The organism is Cohnella sp. 56, from assembly GCF_037963805.1.
Lineage (GTDB): Bacteria > Bacillota > Bacilli > Paenibacillales > Paenibacillaceae > Cohnella.
Genome location: NZ_JAZDQE010000004.1, coordinates 20,114 through 37,085, shown reverse-complemented (window position 1 = coordinate 37,085; position 16,972 = coordinate 20,114). Strand labels below are relative to the sequence as shown.

The 16,972-nt window shown below is 60.7% G+C and carries 12 protein-coding genes; 10 read left to right on the top strand and 2 right to left on the bottom strand.

The genetic code is table 11. The annotated features are described in order from the left end of the window. Positions 1-59 precede the first annotated feature (59 nt). The 8 genes from VQ071_RS08505 to VQ071_RS08470 all read left to right on the top strand — a co-directional run bounded on the left by VQ071_RS08505 (position 60) and on the right by VQ071_RS08470 (position 9,683). Positions 60-3,026 (top strand): glycoside hydrolase family 2 protein, encoded by a 2,967-nt coding sequence (locus tag VQ071_RS08505; protein ID WP_340513513.1) that lies wholly within the window; start codon positions 60-62, stop codon positions 3,024-3,026. After that, entirely contained in the window at positions 3,016-5,781 is a 2,766-nt protein-coding gene (locus VQ071_RS08500) for a family 78 glycoside hydrolase catalytic domain (RefSeq protein WP_340513512.1), read from the top strand. Before VQ071_RS08505 ends, VQ071_RS08500 begins: the two co-directional genes overlap by 11 nt. Positions 5,782-5,808: 27 nt before the next feature. Further along, positions 5,809-5,967 (top strand): hypothetical protein, encoded by a 159-nt coding sequence (locus VQ071_RS08495; RefSeq protein ID WP_340513510.1) that lies wholly within the window; start codon positions 5,809-5,811, stop codon positions 5,965-5,967. A 215-nt stretch (positions 5,968-6,182) separates the two neighbouring features. After that, on the top strand, positions 6,183-6,758 hold the full coding sequence (locus VQ071_RS08490; RefSeq protein ID WP_340513508.1) for a sulfurtransferase TusA family protein: 576 nt from the start codon (positions 6,183-6,185) through the stop codon (positions 6,756-6,758). Positions 6,759-6,811: 53 nt separating this feature from the next. After that, on the top strand, positions 6,812-7,960 hold the full coding sequence (locus tag VQ071_RS08485; protein WP_340513507.1) for an MBL fold metallo-hydrolase: 1,149 nt from the start codon (positions 6,812-6,814) through the stop codon (positions 7,958-7,960). 73 nt (positions 7,961-8,033) lie between these two features. Beyond that, on the top strand, positions 8,034-8,828 hold the full coding sequence (locus tag VQ071_RS08480; protein ID WP_340513506.1) for a sulfite exporter TauE/SafE family protein: 795 nt from the start codon (positions 8,034-8,036) through the stop codon (positions 8,826-8,828). A 36-nt stretch (positions 8,829-8,864) separates the two neighbouring features. Then, entirely contained in the window at positions 8,865-9,338 is a 474-nt protein-coding gene (locus tag VQ071_RS08475; RefSeq protein ID WP_340513504.1) for a DsrE/DsrF/DrsH-like family protein, read from the top strand. Between the two features lie 75 nt (positions 9,339-9,413). Then, a complete protein-coding gene (locus VQ071_RS08470; RefSeq protein WP_340513502.1) occupies positions 9,414-9,683 on the top strand; it encodes a metal-sensitive transcriptional regulator in 270 nt (89 codons plus the stop codon). A 281-nt stretch (positions 9,684-9,964) separates the two neighbouring features. Here the strand turns inward: VQ071_RS08470 and VQ071_RS08465 are convergent, their stop codons facing one another. Next, positions 9,965-11,743: a cache domain-containing sensor histidine kinase gene (locus VQ071_RS08465; protein WP_340513501.1), complete on the bottom strand. Its 1,779-nt coding sequence runs from the start codon at positions 11,741-11,743 to the stop codon at positions 9,965-9,967. Positions 11,744-11,747: 4 nt separating this feature from the next. Then, positions 11,748-12,815 (bottom strand): response regulator transcription factor, encoded by a 1,068-nt coding sequence (locus VQ071_RS08460; RefSeq protein ID WP_340513500.1) that lies wholly within the window; start codon positions 12,813-12,815, stop codon positions 11,748-11,750. A 202-nt stretch (positions 12,816-13,017) separates the two neighbouring features. On the opposite strand from VQ071_RS08460, the gene VQ071_RS08455 reads away from it, so the two are divergent. Next, complete coding sequence (locus VQ071_RS08455) at positions 13,018-15,144, top strand: right-handed parallel beta-helix repeat-containing protein (RefSeq protein ID WP_340513499.1); 2,127 nt, start codon at positions 13,018-13,020, stop codon at positions 15,142-15,144. Positions 15,145-15,262: 118 nt separating this feature from the next. Further along, positions 15,263-16,903, top strand: coding sequence for an ABC transporter substrate-binding protein (locus VQ071_RS08450; protein ID WP_340513497.1), 1,641 nt, complete (start codon positions 15,263-15,265; stop codon positions 16,901-16,903). Positions 16,904-16,972: the final 69 nt, after the last annotated feature.

Here is a 16,972-nt window from a genome sequence, read left to right as displayed (position 1 = left end):
CCGGAGCCCGGGGGCTCCGGCTCTTCGTCGCAAAATTCGACAACGGGGAGTGACGCCTCATGGAGCAACGATACTTGGACGACGTGCAGGACGAGGAATACCGGCGCAGCTCGCTGTATGGCGACGCCGCCTGCGAGGCGGAGAGCCGGCAGCCCGTGTACGACGCCGCCGCAATGCCGCACGGGGGAGCGGCCGATTCGCCGGCGCAGCCGCCGGCCACGGACGCCGAGAGGATCTGCCTGTCGGGACGCTGGCTCATGAAGGGCTGCGCGCCCGCCGACCCGGGCGATCCGGCGCCGAACACGGGGTGGTTCGGGCGGAGGGCGACGCCGAGCCCCGGCATGGCCGGGCAATGGTACGCGAGCGGCTGCGACCGCAGCGACTGGCACGAAGTGACCGTGCCTACGACGGTGCAGCGCGCGCTCGTTCAGCTCGGCGAGCTGGCGGACCCGTATTGGGACACGAATACGATCGACGAGCTGGAAGCGCACGGCGAGCCGAAGGAGACGCCGGTCTGGTTCAGGCGGACGCGCGCCGAGCGGCAGGATTGGTGGTTCGCGCGCCGCTTCGAGGTGCCCGGGGGCTGGCGCGGGAGGCGGGTGACACTCCGCTTCGACGGCATCGACTATGCGGGCAGCGTATACCTGAACGGGGTGTCGCTCGGCCATCACGCGGGCATGTTCGGCGGACCCGAGCTCGATGTCTCCCGGCTCCTGACGTGGGAGGGCGCCAATGAGCTGGTCGTGCGCATCGACCAGGCGCCGCGCTCGTGGAACGGCATCCTGAAGGGCAGCCCGGGCTTCGGATGGCACTACGGACATCTGATCTCGCTCGGCATCTGGAAGGATGTGTGGCTGCGGGCCGAGCCCGATATCGCGCTCCTCGATCCGCATGTCGTCACGCAGTCGATCGGGGCGGACGGCGCGACGCTCGGCATCGAATATACGATAGACAGCGCCGAGCCGGGACGCGCGATGCTGACCGTCGCAGGCGAGATTGCGCCGATCGGAGGCGCGGGCACGGCACCGATCCGGTTCAGCAATGCCGTCGAGGCGCCGTTCGGACGCAGCCGGCACCGAACCGTGGTCCGCATCGCCGATCCGGCGCTATGGTGGCCGGCGGGCTACGGTGAGCCGGCGCTCTATCGGCTGTCGCTGGGCGGTCATGGCCATGCGGCGGCGACCGCGAAGGCTGCGCAGGAGAGCGACGGCGGGCCGGAAGCGGCGGCGCCCCGCACGCTGACCGTCGGCGGGGCCGAGGTGACGTTCGGCATCCGCACGATCGAGATGCTGGCGGCGGCGGGCGCGCGTCCCGAGGCCGATTATCGCTGGCAGTTCACGATCAACGGCGTGCCGATGTTCATAAAGGGCGCCAACTGGTGCTGGCCGGACCCGCTGCTCGAGCAGCGGGAGGCGCTGTATGCGCGTCTGATCGGACTCGCGCGACGCGGACATGTGCAGATGCTGCGCGCCTGGGGCGGCGGCATCGTCGAGGAGGACGTCTTTTACCGTCTCTGCGACGAGGCGGGGATCATGGTGTATCAGGAGTTCCCGCTGTGCTGGGGACCGATGGACGCGCCGCATACCGACTTCGGCACGCTCGACCGTCAGGTCGCGGCCTCGGTGAAGCGGCTGCGCAATCACCCGTCGCTCGTCATGTGGGGCGGAGGCAACGAGAACGGCGCGCCCGGCGGCGCGGACGAGGCGCTGCACCTGGTCGGGCGGCGGTGCCGCGGTCTTGATCCGTCCCGTCCCTATCACCGCACGGATCCTTGGGGCGGCAGCGCCCACAACTGGGACGTGTATCACGGCGGCGAGCCGCTCGATGCCGGCACGCTCGGCATGCCGGCGGTATTCTACGGCGAGTACGGCATTCCCAGCATGCCGGATCGCTCCGGCTGCGCACGCTTTCTGCCGGCTGCGGCGCTGGACGAATGGCCGCCGACGGAGGCGAGCCGGGGCTTGCTGGCCCACTTTCATCAATTTGCGCTGAAGGACATCATCAAGGTGATGCGCTACGGCGCATACGGCCCGATTCGCGACTGGGACACGTATATCGCGTATTCGCAGGCCGCGCAGGGCGAAGCGATCCGGTTCGCGGCGGAGCTTCAGCGCGCCGGCGCGGGCGAAGGCAAGACGGGCTTCTGGTATTACAAGCTCACGGACTTGTTTCCCGGCCATTCCTGGGGCACGGTCGACTTCTACGGCACGCCGAAGCTGTCCTACTACGAGGCGAAGCGCGCCTGCGCTCCCCGCTCTGCCTTCGCCACATTCGACCGGATCGAGGGCTGGGAGGCGCATGAGACGTTTACGGCGGCGATCCATGCCGCCAACGATACGTCAGCGGCGCTGCGGGGCGCCGTCGTCAGCGCCGTCGTCTACGACAGCGGACTCGGCGAGCTGTGGTCGGCGCGCTTCGAAGCGTTCGAGCTCGCAGCGAACGGGCGGCAGACGCTCGGCCGGATCGCGCTTGAACTGCCTGATGCGGCGCGCATCGCGCCGTTCCTGCTGTCCGTCAGGCTCGAAGCCGGAGACGGCGCGCCGATCTCGGACCAATGGTACGCCTTCAACGCGCAGCCGAAGACGGCGGACCTGCTCGCCTTCGAGTCTGCGCATCGCGGCGCAGACAACGAATATCCCGGCGCGCAGGCGGCGGAGGCGTTCGCGCTGTACGCGGGTCTGTCGGCGGCGCCGCTGCGCGAATTGCCTTCTGCTGCGCTCGCGCTGTCCGTGGCGCGCAGTCAAGCCGGAGGCGGCACCATCCGCATCCGTAACGTCGGCACGGTGCCTGCGGTCCGGGTGACGATCGAGGGCTTCCCCGAGGAGTGGAGCTGCTACCTGGCGGACAACGGCATCGGCCTTCGCCCGGGCGAGATGCGGGAGATCGGCTACGAAGCGGATGCCGAAGTCTCGCTTGCGGCGCTGTCGGTCGGCGCCTGGAATGCGCCTCGGGTATGGGCGGACGGGGCGGCTGCTGCGCAACGGGCGGGTGATGCGCCAGAAGGAGGAAACGAGCATGGAGCGTGAGGAAGCTGTTAGCCCTGTCTTCGGCGAAGCCCGGTGGATCTGTGCGCCGGGGCCGGATCATCGGCAGTGGGACGAATACGATATCGAGCTGGAGCTTGAAGTGCTGTCCGGCGGCGTGGACCTGCTGTTCGGCGTCGGTGCCGACGGAGGCGGCAGCGGTTGTGCGCTGGACTGCGAGGCCGGTACCGCAGCGCTGTTCGCGCTGGAAGGCGGGGAGCGGCGGGAGTGGGACAGCGCCGACGCCCCGGAGCTGGCGGTAGGCCGCGAAGCGAGGGAAATGCGAGAAGCGGGAGAAGCCCGAGAAGTTCGTACGGCGCTGGCGCTGCGCATCGAACGGCGCGCCGCCGCCGTCGCCGTGTATATAGACGGCCGCCAGGCTGTGGCCGCCGTCGAGCCGAACCGGCGGCCCGGCTCGATCGGGTTCAAGACCGGCGACGGCCAGGCGGCCGTCATCCGCAGGCTTCGCGTAGCAGCGCCGGACGGCCGCACGCTCTACGTCAACCGGTTCTACGACCCGTCCGCGATCCAGTTCTCGGGCGGACGGATCGACGGCTCGGGCAGCGGACTCAGGCTGGAGGCGAACGAGCTGGCGCTGTGCGAAGCGCCGATATCGCCGGACAGTCCGCTGCTGCGCCAAGCCTTCGAGCTCGCGTCCCCGGTCGTCCGTGCGAAGCTGCGCGTATACGCCCTCGGCTGGTACGAGCTGCGCATCAACGGCATCAAGGCCGATGACCGCGTGCTCGCGCCTGCGAATTCGCCGTATGCACGCAGGCTGCTGTACGACGAGTACGATGTGACCGGCCTCCTCGCTGAAGGTGGCAATGCGCTCGGTCTGTGGCTCGGCAACGGCTACAATATGAACTATTCGCGCTGGGGGTGGAAGTGGCAGCGCGAGAAGGCGGCGATCGCGGAGCTGGAGATAGCGCTGGCGGACGGCACGACGCGGACGATCGCGACCGACGAATCCTGGCTGACCGCGCCGAGTCCGCTGCTCGCGAACGATATGTACGACGGCGAGACCTACGATGCGCGACTGGAGCGGTCCGGCTGGGACATGTACGGCTTCGACGCGTCCGACTGGACGCCGGCTGCGCCGGCCGAGCCGCCGGAGGGCGGCTTCGCGAAGGGGGAACAGCCGCCGCTCAAGACGTTCGAGCCGCTGCGGCCGGTTCGGACCGTACCCGGTGCAGACGGCGCCGTCGTCTACGACTTCGGACAGAATATCGCCGGCTGGACGCGGATCAAGGTCCGAGGACCGGCAGGCGCGCGGATCGCGCTGCGGCACAGCGAGCTTGTCGATGCGGCCGGACGGATCGATCCGTGGACGAACCGCAACGCGGCGGCGACGGATGTCTATATAACGAGCGGACGAGAAACGGAAAGCTATGAGCCGCGGTTCACCTATCACGGGTTCCGATATGTCGAGACATCCGGAGACGCGGAGCTGCTGGACATCGCCGCCGTCCCCGTTCACAGCGATGTAGGCGAAGTCGGCTCGTTCCTTTGCTCGGACCCGGTGCTCTCCCGCTTGCAGCGCAACCTGCGGTGGTCGATGCTGAACAATCTGTACAGCATCCCGACCGATTGCTGCCAGCGGGACGAACGCACGCCCTGTCTGATGGACTCGGCCGTCGTCGAGGAGGCGGCCATCCACAACTTCGATATGCAGTCCTATTACCGCAAATGGCTGGGCGACATCCGGCACGACGCAGGCAACCCGGACTGGAGCGGCGACAAGGTGACGCTGCCCTGGCACTTGTACCAGTACTATGAAGATCGCGCTATACTGGAGGCATGCTATCCGTCGATCGCCGCTTATGTCGGTCTGCTCGCCGAGAAGCATCCGTCCGGTATCGTCGAGGAGGGCTTCGGCGACTGGTGCGCGCCCAACGAGGATGGCTGGGACAACTACTTCAACGAGGTCGCGATCGTGAATACGGCATTGTACTGGCGGCTCGCGACCGTTGCGGCCGAGGCTGCCGCAGTGTGCGGCCGGCAGGCGGACCAAGCCCGCTTCGCCAAGCTTGCCGACTCCATCCTGGAGGCGTTCGACGCGAGGTTCCATGACGGCCAAGGCAGGTACGGCAGCGGCTCGCAAACCGCGCAAATCATGCCCCTCGCGCTCGGGATGGTATCGGAGGAACATGCCGATGCCGCTTATGCCGTGCTGCTCGCCGCAATCGAGGCGAAGGGCGGAGGGCTCGATACCGGCATCTACGGGACGCGCTACTTGCTGGACGTGCTCGCGGACCGCGGGGACGCGGACCTGGCGCTCGGAATGCTGACCCGGCCGGAATATCCGAGCTTCGGCAATCAGATCGCGCAGGGAGCGACTACGCTCTGGGAGCAGTGGAGCGCCAGGGGCGGCATGCACTCGCACGATCATGCCATGTTCGGCGGCGTCGGCGCTTCTTTTTATACCCGGCTCGGCGGCATCGCGCCGCTCGCTCCCGGCTATGCGAAAATCCGGGTCAAGCCGGTCTTTCCTGCCCGCCTCGACTGGATAGAGGCGCGCCTGGACACGGTGCGCGGCACGGTCGCCTGCAGCTGGCGGCGGGAGGGCGCGGAGATTCGCGTAGAGGTGAATATTCCGGAGGGTGCGGACGCCTGTATCGTCCTGCCGGCATCTCTAGACCGGGAAGCGGTCCTGATCGAGCGCGAAGCCGGCCCGGGGCGGCACCGGTTTACGGTGCCGGACGGCGCTGTGCTGCCGCATGGACAATCGCATGGACTGTTGCACGGACAGTCGCATTGACAAGACAAGCGGAGGGAGCGGCGTCTTATGCTGCCTGGAGTTACGGTATCGGAAGACGGCGTCTCGCTCGGCGCCTGGCTTGTAGGAGATACGGTCTTGTCGGCATCCCCGCAGCGCAGAACCTGCTCGCCGACGATTGACGCGGATCTGCTGCCGGCGGCGGAGGCGATCGAAGGCGGTCAATAAACATACACGGAGCGGCAGTCTCATGCGGACTGCCGTTCTTTTTTTTGTTATTGCGGATCATCTCACAACTTAAGGGCTGACTCGCATGGTTGACAAACGATTGTCTTCGCTCGTAATATACATATAGGGGTATATGTATTACCCGCTGAGCGGTTTACGCCGCATTGGTTTGCCCAGCATTGTTCCAGAGGAAATACGACGAAGGAGGATGTTCCATGTCACAGTTAAAAGCGAATCAAACGCTGGATTGCAAGGGCCTGGCCTGCCCGATGCCGATCGTGCGGACCAAAAAGGCCATGGACCAGCTGCAGGCCGGGCAGGTGATCGAAGTGCAGGCGACGGATAAAGGGTCCCTGGCCGATATGCAAGGGTGGGCTAAAAACACCGGGCATCAGTATTTGGGCACGATTCAGGAGGGCAACGTGCTGAAGCATTACCTTCGCAAGTCCACCGCCCAGGAGGTCATGGAACCGAAGAAGTTTGCGCACCTCATTTCCAATGAGGAACTGATGCACAAGCTGGCGAGCGGAGCAAAGGTAACGGTGCTCGATGTCCGTGAGCCTGCCGAATATGCCTTTAACCGTATTCCGGGTGCGATCTCCATCCCGCTCGGTGAACTGGAAAGCCGCCTGGGCGAATTAAACTCGGAGGACGAGATTCATGTGATATGCCGTACGGGCAACCGCAGCGACATGGCGTGCCAACTGCTCGCAGAGAAGGGCTTCAAAAAAGTGAAAAACGTCGAGCAAGGCATGACCGAATGGACAGGACCTGCGGAACAAAACCAATAGCAACGCATGCATTCGCGTCTTAGACATTCGATACCACGAGGAGGAACCGCAAGATGGATATTTCGACAGAACCGAGCATGATGACAGCCAAGGAGCTGACCCGAATCGTCCTGGCCTCAGAAGAACTGTTCATTTTGGATGTGCGCAATGCAAGCGACTTTAACGACTGGAGGATTGAAGGGGACGGCACCGAGATCATCAACATCCCTTATTTTGAATTGCTGGACAGTGTGGATGCGGCGCTGGACCGGATTCCGGCTGGAAAAAAAGTGTTGGTCGTATGCGCGAAGGAGGGATCGTCCCAATTCATCGCCGAGCAGCTCGTTGAGGCAGGCCGTACGCATGTGCACTACCTGGAAGGCGGTATGAAGTCCTGGAGCGAGCATCTGGAGCCGGTCAAGATCGGCGATCTGAGAGACGGCGGCTCGGTATACCAATTTGTCCGCATCGGAAAAGGCTGTTTGTCCTACATGGTCATCTCCGGCGGTGAGGCGGCCGTCATCGATACACTCCGACTGACCGATGTATTCGAGCAGTTTGCCCGAGCGCAAGGCGCGGTAATCAAGCATACGCTCGATACGCACCTTCATGCCGATCATATTTCCGGTGGCCGCACATTGGCCGAGCGAACCGGCGCCACATATTGGCTGCCGCCCAAGGATGCCGATGAAGTCACCTTTTCATATGAAAAGCTTGAAGAGGGCCGCGATATTACCGTAGGCGGGACGAAAATTCAAATTCAACCCGTTTACTCACCGGGGCATACGATCGGCAGTACGTCGTTCATGGTGGATGACCGTTATCTGTTTACAGGAGATATTCTATTCATCGAGTCGATCGGTCGGCCCGATTTGGCCGGCAAAGCCGAGGACTGGGTGAGCGACCTCCGCAACACGCTCTACAATCGGTACAAGGAGCTGTCTCAGGAGCTTACCGTACTGCCGGCACATTTTGGCAAGGTTACCGAGCTGGGAGAGAGTGGACGCGTCATGGCCCGTCTGTCGGACTTGTACCTGCGCAACCCTGGATTAAACATCCGGGACGAGGGCGCTTTCCGCCGAACGGTAACGGAAAACCTGCCGCCACAGCCGAATGCGTATCAGGAAATCCGCCAGACGAATATGGGCAAATTGCTCCCCAGCGAAGACGAACAGCGTGAGATGGAGATCGGACCAAACCGCTGTGCCGTGCACGATAAATAAGATGAATAGAGATAGGAAGATACGCTGTGAACGGAATTTATGTTGTCCAACTCTGAGATGAAAGGAGAACGCCGTGGACATTCTGCTGGTTATCGTCATGTTAGCAATTGGACTGGTCGGATCTTTCTTTTCCGGCTTGCTCGGGATCGGCGGGGCCATTATCAACTACCCGTTGCTGCTTTACGTGCCGTCAATGCTTGGCATCGCTCATTTTTCGGCACACGAGGTGTCATCGATCAGCATGTTTCAGGTGTTTTTTGCTTCGCTGGCCGGTGTCCTTGCTTTTCGAAGAAAGCGTAAGGAAGGAGCCAGCGGTGTTGTACACAAAGGGCTGGTTCTCTACATGGGGAGCGGCATCCTGGCCGGCAGCCTGATTGGCGGCTACGTATCCGGAATGCTTCATGGCGATGTGATCAACCTGATCTATGGCGTTCTGGCGGTGCTGGCCGTCATGCTGATGCTGATACCGGTAAAAGGAAAAGAAGATCAGCCAGCCGCCGAGCTGCGTTTTAATAAATGGGTCGCTGTCGGAGCGGCATTAGTCGTGGGCGTGTTGTCGGGAATCGTAGGCGCGGGCGGCGCGTTTATCCTCATTCCCATTATGCTGAACGTGCTCCGCATTCCTATGCGTACGACCATCGCCTCTTCGCTGGCCATTGTGTTCGTGTCGGCCATTGGCGGCGTCATCGGCAAAATCGGCGGCGGTGGCATTCCCTTATGGCCTACGGTATTCACCGTAATCGGCAGCCTGATCGGGGCGTCGCACGGCTCTAAGATAAGTACGAAGCTCAACGTCAAGCTGCTCCGGTACGGGCTGGTTGTTCTCATTGCACTGACGGCGGTAAAAGTTTGGTCAAACATTCTTTGAATGCATGAATAAAAGGGAAGAGGGTGTAAGCCCATAATGAAAGAGAACACAACCATCGTGCTGTTCAGCGGCGAGCTGGACAAAGCGATTGCCGCATTCATCATTGCGAACGGCGCTGCGGCATACGACCATCAAGTGACGATCTTTTTCACCTTCTGGGGTCTGAATACGCTTCGCAAGGACGAAGCGGTTAGGACAAAGAAAGGCTTGCTGGAGAAGGCATTCGGCTGGATGATGCCCCGCGGCCCCCGGAAAATGGACTTGTCCAAAATGAACTTCGGAGGCTTGGGGCCGAAAATGATCAAGCATGTGATGAAAAAGCATCATGCGCTTACACTGCCACAACTGATCGAACTGGCACAGGAGCAGGGTGTTAAACTCGTCGCATGCACGATGACGATGGATTTGCTTGGTCTGCAGCAGGAGGAATTGATTGACGGAATCGAGTATGCCGGCGTTGCCGCGTATCTCGGGGATGCTTCGAACGGCAAGGTCAACTTATTTATATAATCATTGGATGTCGTTATTTTTTTGCTCTATAATATACCCATACCGGTATATCAATAGAGAAGGAGAGATAACACGATGGAATACAACTACACGGATGAAATGAAGACGCGTCTACGCCGAATCGAAGGGCAGGTTCGCGGTGTACTCCGGCTTATGGAGGAAGGCAAATCGTGCAAAGAGGTCGTCGCACAGCTATCCGCCGTGCGCAACGCCTCCGATAAAGCCATTGCCAACATCGTTGCAGAATATTTGCATCAATGCATCCTGGCTGAACAGGCGGCGGGGAACCAAGATACTGGCAAAATGGTGAAGGAAGCGGTAGAACTGCTGGTCAAAAGTCGTTAATTCTGCTTTTACGATCAAGGTGGACAGACAAGCTTGTCACCCAATACTTGTCACCTAATAATCGAACGAACTGTGCAATCGCAATCGGAGACAGCAGCCGTGGTTAACATGGCTGCTGTTGTTCGTTTTGGGGAGGATACGGGATATACTCGATGCGCTGAAGGTGAACGATAAATATAAAGGCAGCCGACTTGCCATGATTGAGGGAAGCGGGATCCAAAATGCGGTGTTGTGGAGGAGTTGGAAAGACTATGGAGGCCCCGGTAAAAGCCGGAGGGCTCTCACAGCGGCAAGCAGATAATGGCCGTCACGCCTCCGGCTTCGTTCGTCTCGTAGCGCAGGCCGTACGCTTCGCCGAAGCGCAGCTTGATGCGCTGGTTGACGTTTTTGATTCCGTAGCCCCGCGATTCCGGAACCGATGCGTTTTTCCCCTGCAAGTATGCGTTAAGCCGGTCGGTGTCCGTCCCCGGACCGTTGTCGTGGACGGAGACGACCGCCGTACGGTCGTGGACGAATCCGGCGATGACGATGCTGCCTCTGCGCTCCATTTTCTCGAACCCGTGCAAAATCGCGTTTTCCACGAGCGGCTGCAGGATCAGCTTGGGACAGGCCGCCTTCGCCACGAGCGGATCAAGCTCGTACACGACGTCGAAGCTGTTGTCGTAGCACAGTGACTGGATGTCGATGTACCGCCGGATCTGCTCGACCTCTTCGCCGATTTCCACCAGCTCGTTGGAATTGCCGGTAATGTAGCGGAACAGGTCGGACAGCGTGGACACGATGGACACGATCGGATGCGCTCCCGCCTCCAGGGCCAGCCAGTTCACGGAGTCGAGCGTATTGTACAGGAAATGCGGATTGATCTGCGCTTGCAGCGCCCGCAGCTCGGCTTCCTTTTCCCGCTTGCCCGTCTGATAATTCTCGTCGAGCAACTGATTGATGCGGTTCATCATCGTATTGAAGCTCTGATACAGAATGCCCACCTCGTCGTTCGTCGGCGGGGGCTGAATGAACACCTCGACCTCGTTCGTGTTATGGATGCTCCTCATCGTCTTGGCGAGGCTGCGGATCGGACGCGAGATCTGCTGCGACAGGAAGATCGACAGGAACAAGCCGGCGACGGCCGAGATCAGCGCGGATACCAAAATGATGTTGCGGACGAAGGAGGTGCTCTGCGAGATGTCCTTCAACGGTATGCGGGCGGTCAGGTTCCAGCCGGAGGAGAGGCGATAGTTATTGATCAAATACTTGGGATCGCGATCGTCCAAAATCTGCTCCGGGGCGGCCGTCCGGTCCTGCGGACGAGCGCCGGGTTTTTTCCGCAGCTCGCTGTCGTACAGCCGGTCTCCGCCCGCATCCGTCAGCAGCAGCCTGGTGGAGGGGGTCAGCATCGTTGCTTCCAGTTGCTTGGAAATTTGCGAGACGTCGAAGCCGATGACGACCACACCGATATTCTGCTTGATCGGGTCGCTCGTGCCGATATTTTCGGTCGCCAGCACCTTCGGATTTTTGATCAGCCTGGCGGCGTACAGGCGGTTGTTCTGATCCGGCGCATGGAACCAGTACAGGACGCCGTCGTTGTCGATCGTCTGCCGGTACCACGACTCGCTCGCCACCTCGTTGTCCCGAAAAAAACCGTAAAAGAAGTTATGCCCCGGCGTAAGCGCCTCGGCGAACGGAATGTCGTCCATCGCGAAAAACGTCACCGTATAGGACGTAAGAGCGCTGCTCAAGGGCACAAACAAATATTTCAGCAGGGCGTTGTTCAGCGTGATCCGATCCTGGTAGGTGGTCAGAAAGTCGGAGGGCGTCTCGTTCAAAATGTCCATGATCGTCGTGTCCGAGTACAGCAGCAAGGTGGCGTTGTCGATGCTGTTGATGAAGTTTTCCAGATTGATTTTGTTCTGCACCATGATCTGGTTCAAGTCGCGCGTAACCTGCCGCTGCATATGGTCGTGGAAGCGCCAGTAAATGATCGAGCTGGTCGAGGCGATCAGGAACAGAATGACCAGCAGGAACGTGACGGTAATCTTGTTGTTGAATCGCGAAAGCTTCAGCATCGGTTCACCTGTTCTCCACGCGGCTCATGACGTTTTTGTACTGCGAGGGGGTCAGGTCCTTATATTTCTTGAACACCTTCGCAAAGTAATGGGGGTCCGTATAGCCGACCTTCAGGGCCGTGTCGTTGATCGGCATGCCGGGCTCCTTGAGCAGCTCGCAAGCCTTTTCCACCCGCAGCCTCGTAATGTAATAACTGATATTCTCTCCGGCGATCTCGCGGAAAATAACGCTGGTATAGTTCGGCGAAAGCTGCAGCTCGTTGGAGATCGTGTACAAGGTCAGGTCGGGATCGTGGTAGTTGCCGGCGATATACTTTTTGACCTGCTCGATAATCGCGTGGCCGCGCGAATTTTTTTTGTCGCTGATAAACCCGGTTACTTCTCTGTACAGGCGGCTGATCGTCGCTTTCAGCTCTTTCTTCGTATTCGCCCCGAGCAGCTGCTGCCACGCCTTCTCCTCGGTCAAGCCGAACGATGACAGCGCGAGGCCGAGCGAGGCCGTGCATTCGATCAGAATATGCAGCAGCTTCAGGGAGAAATCCTTGACCAGCTCGAACTTCGTCTCTTCCAAATTCGGGAAATCGCTTTCAAAAAATGTGTCGACAAAGCCGACCTCGCCCGTCCGAATGGCGGAGGACAGCTTCTGCTCCAGGTTCGTGTGATACAGCAGCTTGACCAGGGAAAGCTTCTTCTCGTGATGCAGCGAAATTTCCGCGACGCGGCGGATCAATTGGTTCAGCTTGTCTTTGTCGATCGGCTTCAAAATATAGTCGGACACGCCGTACCGCATCGCGGTCTGGGCGTATGTAAAATCGTCGAACGCGCTCAGGATGATCACGACGGTCTCCGGGGCCTTCTCGTGGATGATCCGGCTCAGCTCCAGTCCGTCCATAACCGGCATCCGCACGTCGGTAATAATCAGCTCGGGATGGTGGAGCAAAGCCTGCTCCAACGCCTCCTTGCCGTTGCGGCATTCCCCGACGATCTCCGCATTGAGCTCGCTCCACGGGACCATTCTGCGCAAGCCGGAGACGACCGTGGTCTTGTCGTCGACGATCAGTACCTTCAGCAATGTCGCACCCTCCCTGTCTCGCCAAGCTCCCAGCGTGATTTTTAACCATGGTATAACGATTGAGGTCCGATAGCAAGCCGCACCGTTAAATATTCCACTTAATCGAGAAATGTTTCCCTTGAGGCCGCGGAGCCCAGTCCATAAGATGGTATAGCGTAACGGAGCGTATCCGATCTCAACGGTCAAAAAGGAGTACGGAAACATGACAACGGCATTTAAGCTTCATGTGGCGGAGGACGGCTGCGACGGCTGGAGCGGCACGATGACCCGGCCGAACGGGGCGGGGACGGACGGGCCGCTGGCTACGATCGGCCAGGCCCGCGACCGCATTCGCGCGATTCGCCGGGCCGGCAAGCTGCACGCGCCGGTCGAGGTGCTCGTCCATGCGGGCCGCTATTCGTTCACGGAGACGCTGCGGTTCGACGAGGCGGACCTCGGGGACGAGTCAACGCCCGTAACCTACCGCGCCGCCGGCGACGGGGAAGTGATCCTGGCAGGCGGCATTAGGCTGGACAAGTACGATATGGAGGACAACGGCGTCGCCCGGTTCTCGCTGGCCGAGGCGGGGCATGCCGGCCTGCGGTTCCGCCAGCTGATCTGCAACGGCGTGCGCATGCCGATGGCGCGCTACCCGAACTACGATCCCGAGCAGCCTTATACCGGGGGCTATCTGCATGTGGAAGGTCCGGCCGTGGATATCAACGAGGACGGGCACGGCAGGAAGGACCGGTTCATCTGCCGCGATCCCCGGCTCAAGGACTGGAGCCGGATCGACGAGGTCGAGCTGTTCGTATTCCCCCGCACGAACTACTGCAACGACATTGTTCGGCTGCAAAGCTACGATCCCGCGACCGGCGAGGTGAAGCTGGCCGAGCCGACGAGCTACGAAATCTACCCGGGAGACCGCTTTTACTTCCGCAACGTTCGGGAGGAGCTGGATGCGCCCGGCGAATGGTATTTGGACAAGCGGGCGGAGGTGCTGTATCTGCATCCGCCCGTACCGCTGGCGGACGCCGTCGTCACCGTGCCGCTGGTGGAAAATCTGATCGAGGTGAACGGCAGGCCGAAGCCCGCGGAGGACTTCAGCCTCGAGAAGATCGACTGGACCGATACCGGCGGGGAGATCCGGCTGGCGCAAAACCCGGAAGGGATCGAGCGCGGGTTCCTGACCTTCCAGGGCTTCACGGTGGAGGGCTGCGACGGAGCCGGCATCGTCATCCGCGGCGTGCGGAGCTGCGGGGTGCGGGCATGTACGATTCGCAATACCGGCAACGTCGGGGTGATCGTCCTGGGCGGAATCGCCTGCACCGTGGCCGATTGCGACGTTCGGGACATCGGGAATCACGGCATCTATGCGTCCGGGGGCGTGCGTTCGCCGTTCAAGGGCAGGCATGCGTGCCGTCACGACATTCGCAACAACTATGTCCATCATACGGGAGTGCTTACGAAAAACTCCGCCGGCATCGCGATCAACGGGGTCGGCATCGCCGTCGCGCACAATGAGGTCCACGACAGCCCGCGTTGGGGAATCCTGTCCAGAGGCAGCGATAATCTCATCGCGTACAATCATATTCACCATGTCAATCTGGAGACGAGCGACACGGCGGCCATCTACCTGGTGGATCGCGACCTGGCGATGAACGGCACGCGGATTCGCTACAACCGCATCCACGATGTGCTCGGCTATGCCGAGCCGAGATGGAGAAGCCACGGCCTGACCTACGGCATCTATCTGGACGACTATACGAGCGGGGTGGAGGTGCGGGGCAATCTGACGTACCGCACGCTGGGCGGCGGCGCGTACATTCATGCCGGGCAGGACAATGTCGTCGAGAACAATATGTTTCTGGAGACGGACGCGGAGCTGGCCCATTTCCGCAGATGGGAGCCCGAGCGGGAATACCGGACCTTGGGCACGCACGGCCTCGCGCTGCGCCGGAACTCGTTTTGCCGCAACATTCTGGCCTCCCGCCAGGCTGCGGCCAAAATGTATTTGTTCTCCAACTGCGCCACGGAGGAGCATGTGCCGGATGTGGAAGGGAATGCGTTCGAACACAATATCGTCTGGCTGTACGGCAACGAAATTCTCGTCGAGGTGGAGCGGCGGGACGGAGAGCGGTCGTCCTTGCGTCTGGCGGACTGGCAGGCGCTCGGATGGGACGCGGGCACGCTCGCGGCCGATCCGCAAATCGCGGATTTGGACGCCGAGGATTTCCGGCTGGCCGCCACCAGCCCGGCGCTCGCAGCCGGCTTCGAGCCGCTGCCGCTGGAGCGAATGGGGCTCGACCGGACCGTGCAGCGGCCGGAGCGCCGGAGGGAGCGACCATGATTTTTTCCACTTAATCACGGAATGTTTCCCTTGTGACAGCGCTCTCCATTCCCATAAGATTAGGGTGCAAAGCGCTTTGCACAACAACTTCAACCAAAACAAAGGGGACATTATCGAGATGAGGAACAAGAAAACCCGCGTTTCCGCATACACCTCGCTGGGACTTTTTCTCGCCTTCGCCGTGGCGGCCTCCGGCTGCAGCAAGGCGAACGACCAGGCGAGCAGCAGCAGCGGAGCGGCCCCCGGGTCGGCCGCCGCCCCCCAGGACAAGACGATAGAGCTGAAGATGATCTCCTGGCAGGGACAGAACCAGGCTTACTGGAACGCTTACGACGAAGCGATCAAAGATTATATGGCACTGCACCCGAACGTGAAGATCGAGCACATCTTCCAGCCGCTCGCCAACGACGGCTACAACAAGCTGCTGGACACACAGTTCGTGGCGCACAAGGCGCCCGATCTGATCGACCTGCAAGGCGCCAACATCGGCAAGTATACGGACCAGGACTATATCATTCCTCTCGATCCGTACCTGGGCCAGCCGACCGCCTACTCGGACGGCACGAACTGGGTCGACACGTTTATCGGCGGCGATTCCGGCTTCTCCAATCTGAAAACGACAAATAAATATGGCGCCATCTCCTTCGTGCCGGTCGACAACGGCCCCGGCATCGCGGAAAACCGCCCGTTCTACTACAACAAGGACCTGCTGGCCAAAGCGGGCGTCACCGCAATGCCGCAGACGTGGAACGAATTCATCGAGGTGCTGAAAAAGGTCAAAGCCGCCGGCATTACGCCGATCGCCGCCGACAACAACCGCTGGGTGAAGTGGATTACAAGCTGGACGAGCGACCAGTTCGTCGACGGCTATCTGAATCAGTATTTTGAAGATCAGTTCAAGGACGCACGGGCGCTGGACGACGCCAAGCGGAATCTGGCGGTGCTGACCGGCAAGGTCGACAAGACGAATCCGGTCGTCAATGCGGAATACGATCTGCTCAAGGAGTTCTCCCAATACTGGCAGGACGGCTGGGCCGGCGTGGACGATCTGGGCGCGCAGCAACTGTTCCTGTATCAGCAAGCGGCCTTTATCGTGGACGGCAACTGGAACTATAACTTCTACAAAGAAAATATCCACGACTTCGAGTGGGGCATCATGCCGTTCCCGCTGATCACGAAGGAAACGACGCCTTACGCCGCAGAAGGATTCCCGATGGGCGACAACAAGCTGGGCGCGGAAGGCTGGGCGCTGAACAAGGATCTGGAGAAGGACCCGGACAAGCTGAAAGCCGCCGTCGATTTCCTCCAATATTTGACCAGCAAGGACGCTCAGCAGAAGTTCGTGCAAACGGCGATGACGATCTCCTCGATCGTCGGCGTGGAAGCGCCGGAAGAATTGAAGCCGTTTATCGTCTCGGATAAGGCGACCCTGTCGTTCCCCGCCAAGTTCCTGCTGTTCGAAGGGGAAGTGAACGGCGTCGCGCTGTCCCAGCAATTTTACATGAACAAGATGAGCAAGGAAGAATTCCTGTCCAAGATGCAGGAGAGCGTCATGAACAAGGCGTTGAAGGACGCCAAAGCCCAGCTTGACCAAGAGACGGGCATCCCCCGGACGATCGCTTCGGTCGAGAAGGATCTGGCGGACCTGAAGGCGAGCAGCGCATCGCAGGTGCTGATCGACGACAAGCAGAGCACGCTCGACTTCCTGAAGCTGAAGCTGGAGCTGTACCAGAAATATGCCGGAGATACGGCGCACTAAATACGGCCAGGAAAAATAGGCGGTCTGATGCAGTTGCGGTCGACTGCCTATTTTTTTCGCAAAAAAAGA

What these genes read in the sequence shown, in the direction of transcription:
- VQ071_RS08505 (WP_340513513.1), top strand. Translation starts at nt 60, where the DNA reads ATGGAGCAACGATACTTGGACGACGTGCAGGACGAGGAATACCGGCGC.
- VQ071_RS08500 (WP_340513512.1), top strand. Translation starts at nt 3,016, where the DNA reads ATGGAGCGTGAGGAAGCTGTTAGCCCTGTCTTCGGCGAAGCCCGGTGG.
- VQ071_RS08495 (WP_340513510.1), top strand. Translation starts at nt 5,809, where the DNA reads ATGCTGCCTGGAGTTACGGTATCGGAAGACGGCGTCTCGCTCGGCGCC.
- VQ071_RS08490 (WP_340513508.1), top strand. Translation starts at nt 6,183, where the DNA reads ATGTCACAGTTAAAAGCGAATCAAACGCTGGATTGCAAGGGCCTGGCC.
- VQ071_RS08485 (WP_340513507.1), top strand. Translation starts at nt 6,812, where the DNA reads ATGGATATTTCGACAGAACCGAGCATGATGACAGCCAAGGAGCTGACC.
- VQ071_RS08475 (WP_340513504.1), top strand. Translation starts at nt 8,865, where the DNA reads ATGAAAGAGAACACAACCATCGTGCTGTTCAGCGGCGAGCTGGACAAA.
- VQ071_RS08470 (WP_340513502.1), top strand. Translation starts at nt 9,414, where the DNA reads ATGGAATACAACTACACGGATGAAATGAAGACGCGTCTACGCCGAATC.
- VQ071_RS08465 (WP_340513501.1), bottom strand. Translation starts at nt 11,743, where the DNA reads ATGCTGAAGCTTTCGCGATTCAACAACAAGATTACCGTCACGTTCCTG.
- VQ071_RS08455 (WP_340513499.1), top strand. Translation starts at nt 13,018, where the DNA reads ATGACAACGGCATTTAAGCTTCATGTGGCGGAGGACGGCTGCGACGGC.
- VQ071_RS08450 (WP_340513497.1), top strand. Translation starts at nt 15,263, where the DNA reads ATGAGGAACAAGAAAACCCGCGTTTCCGCATACACCTCGCTGGGACTT.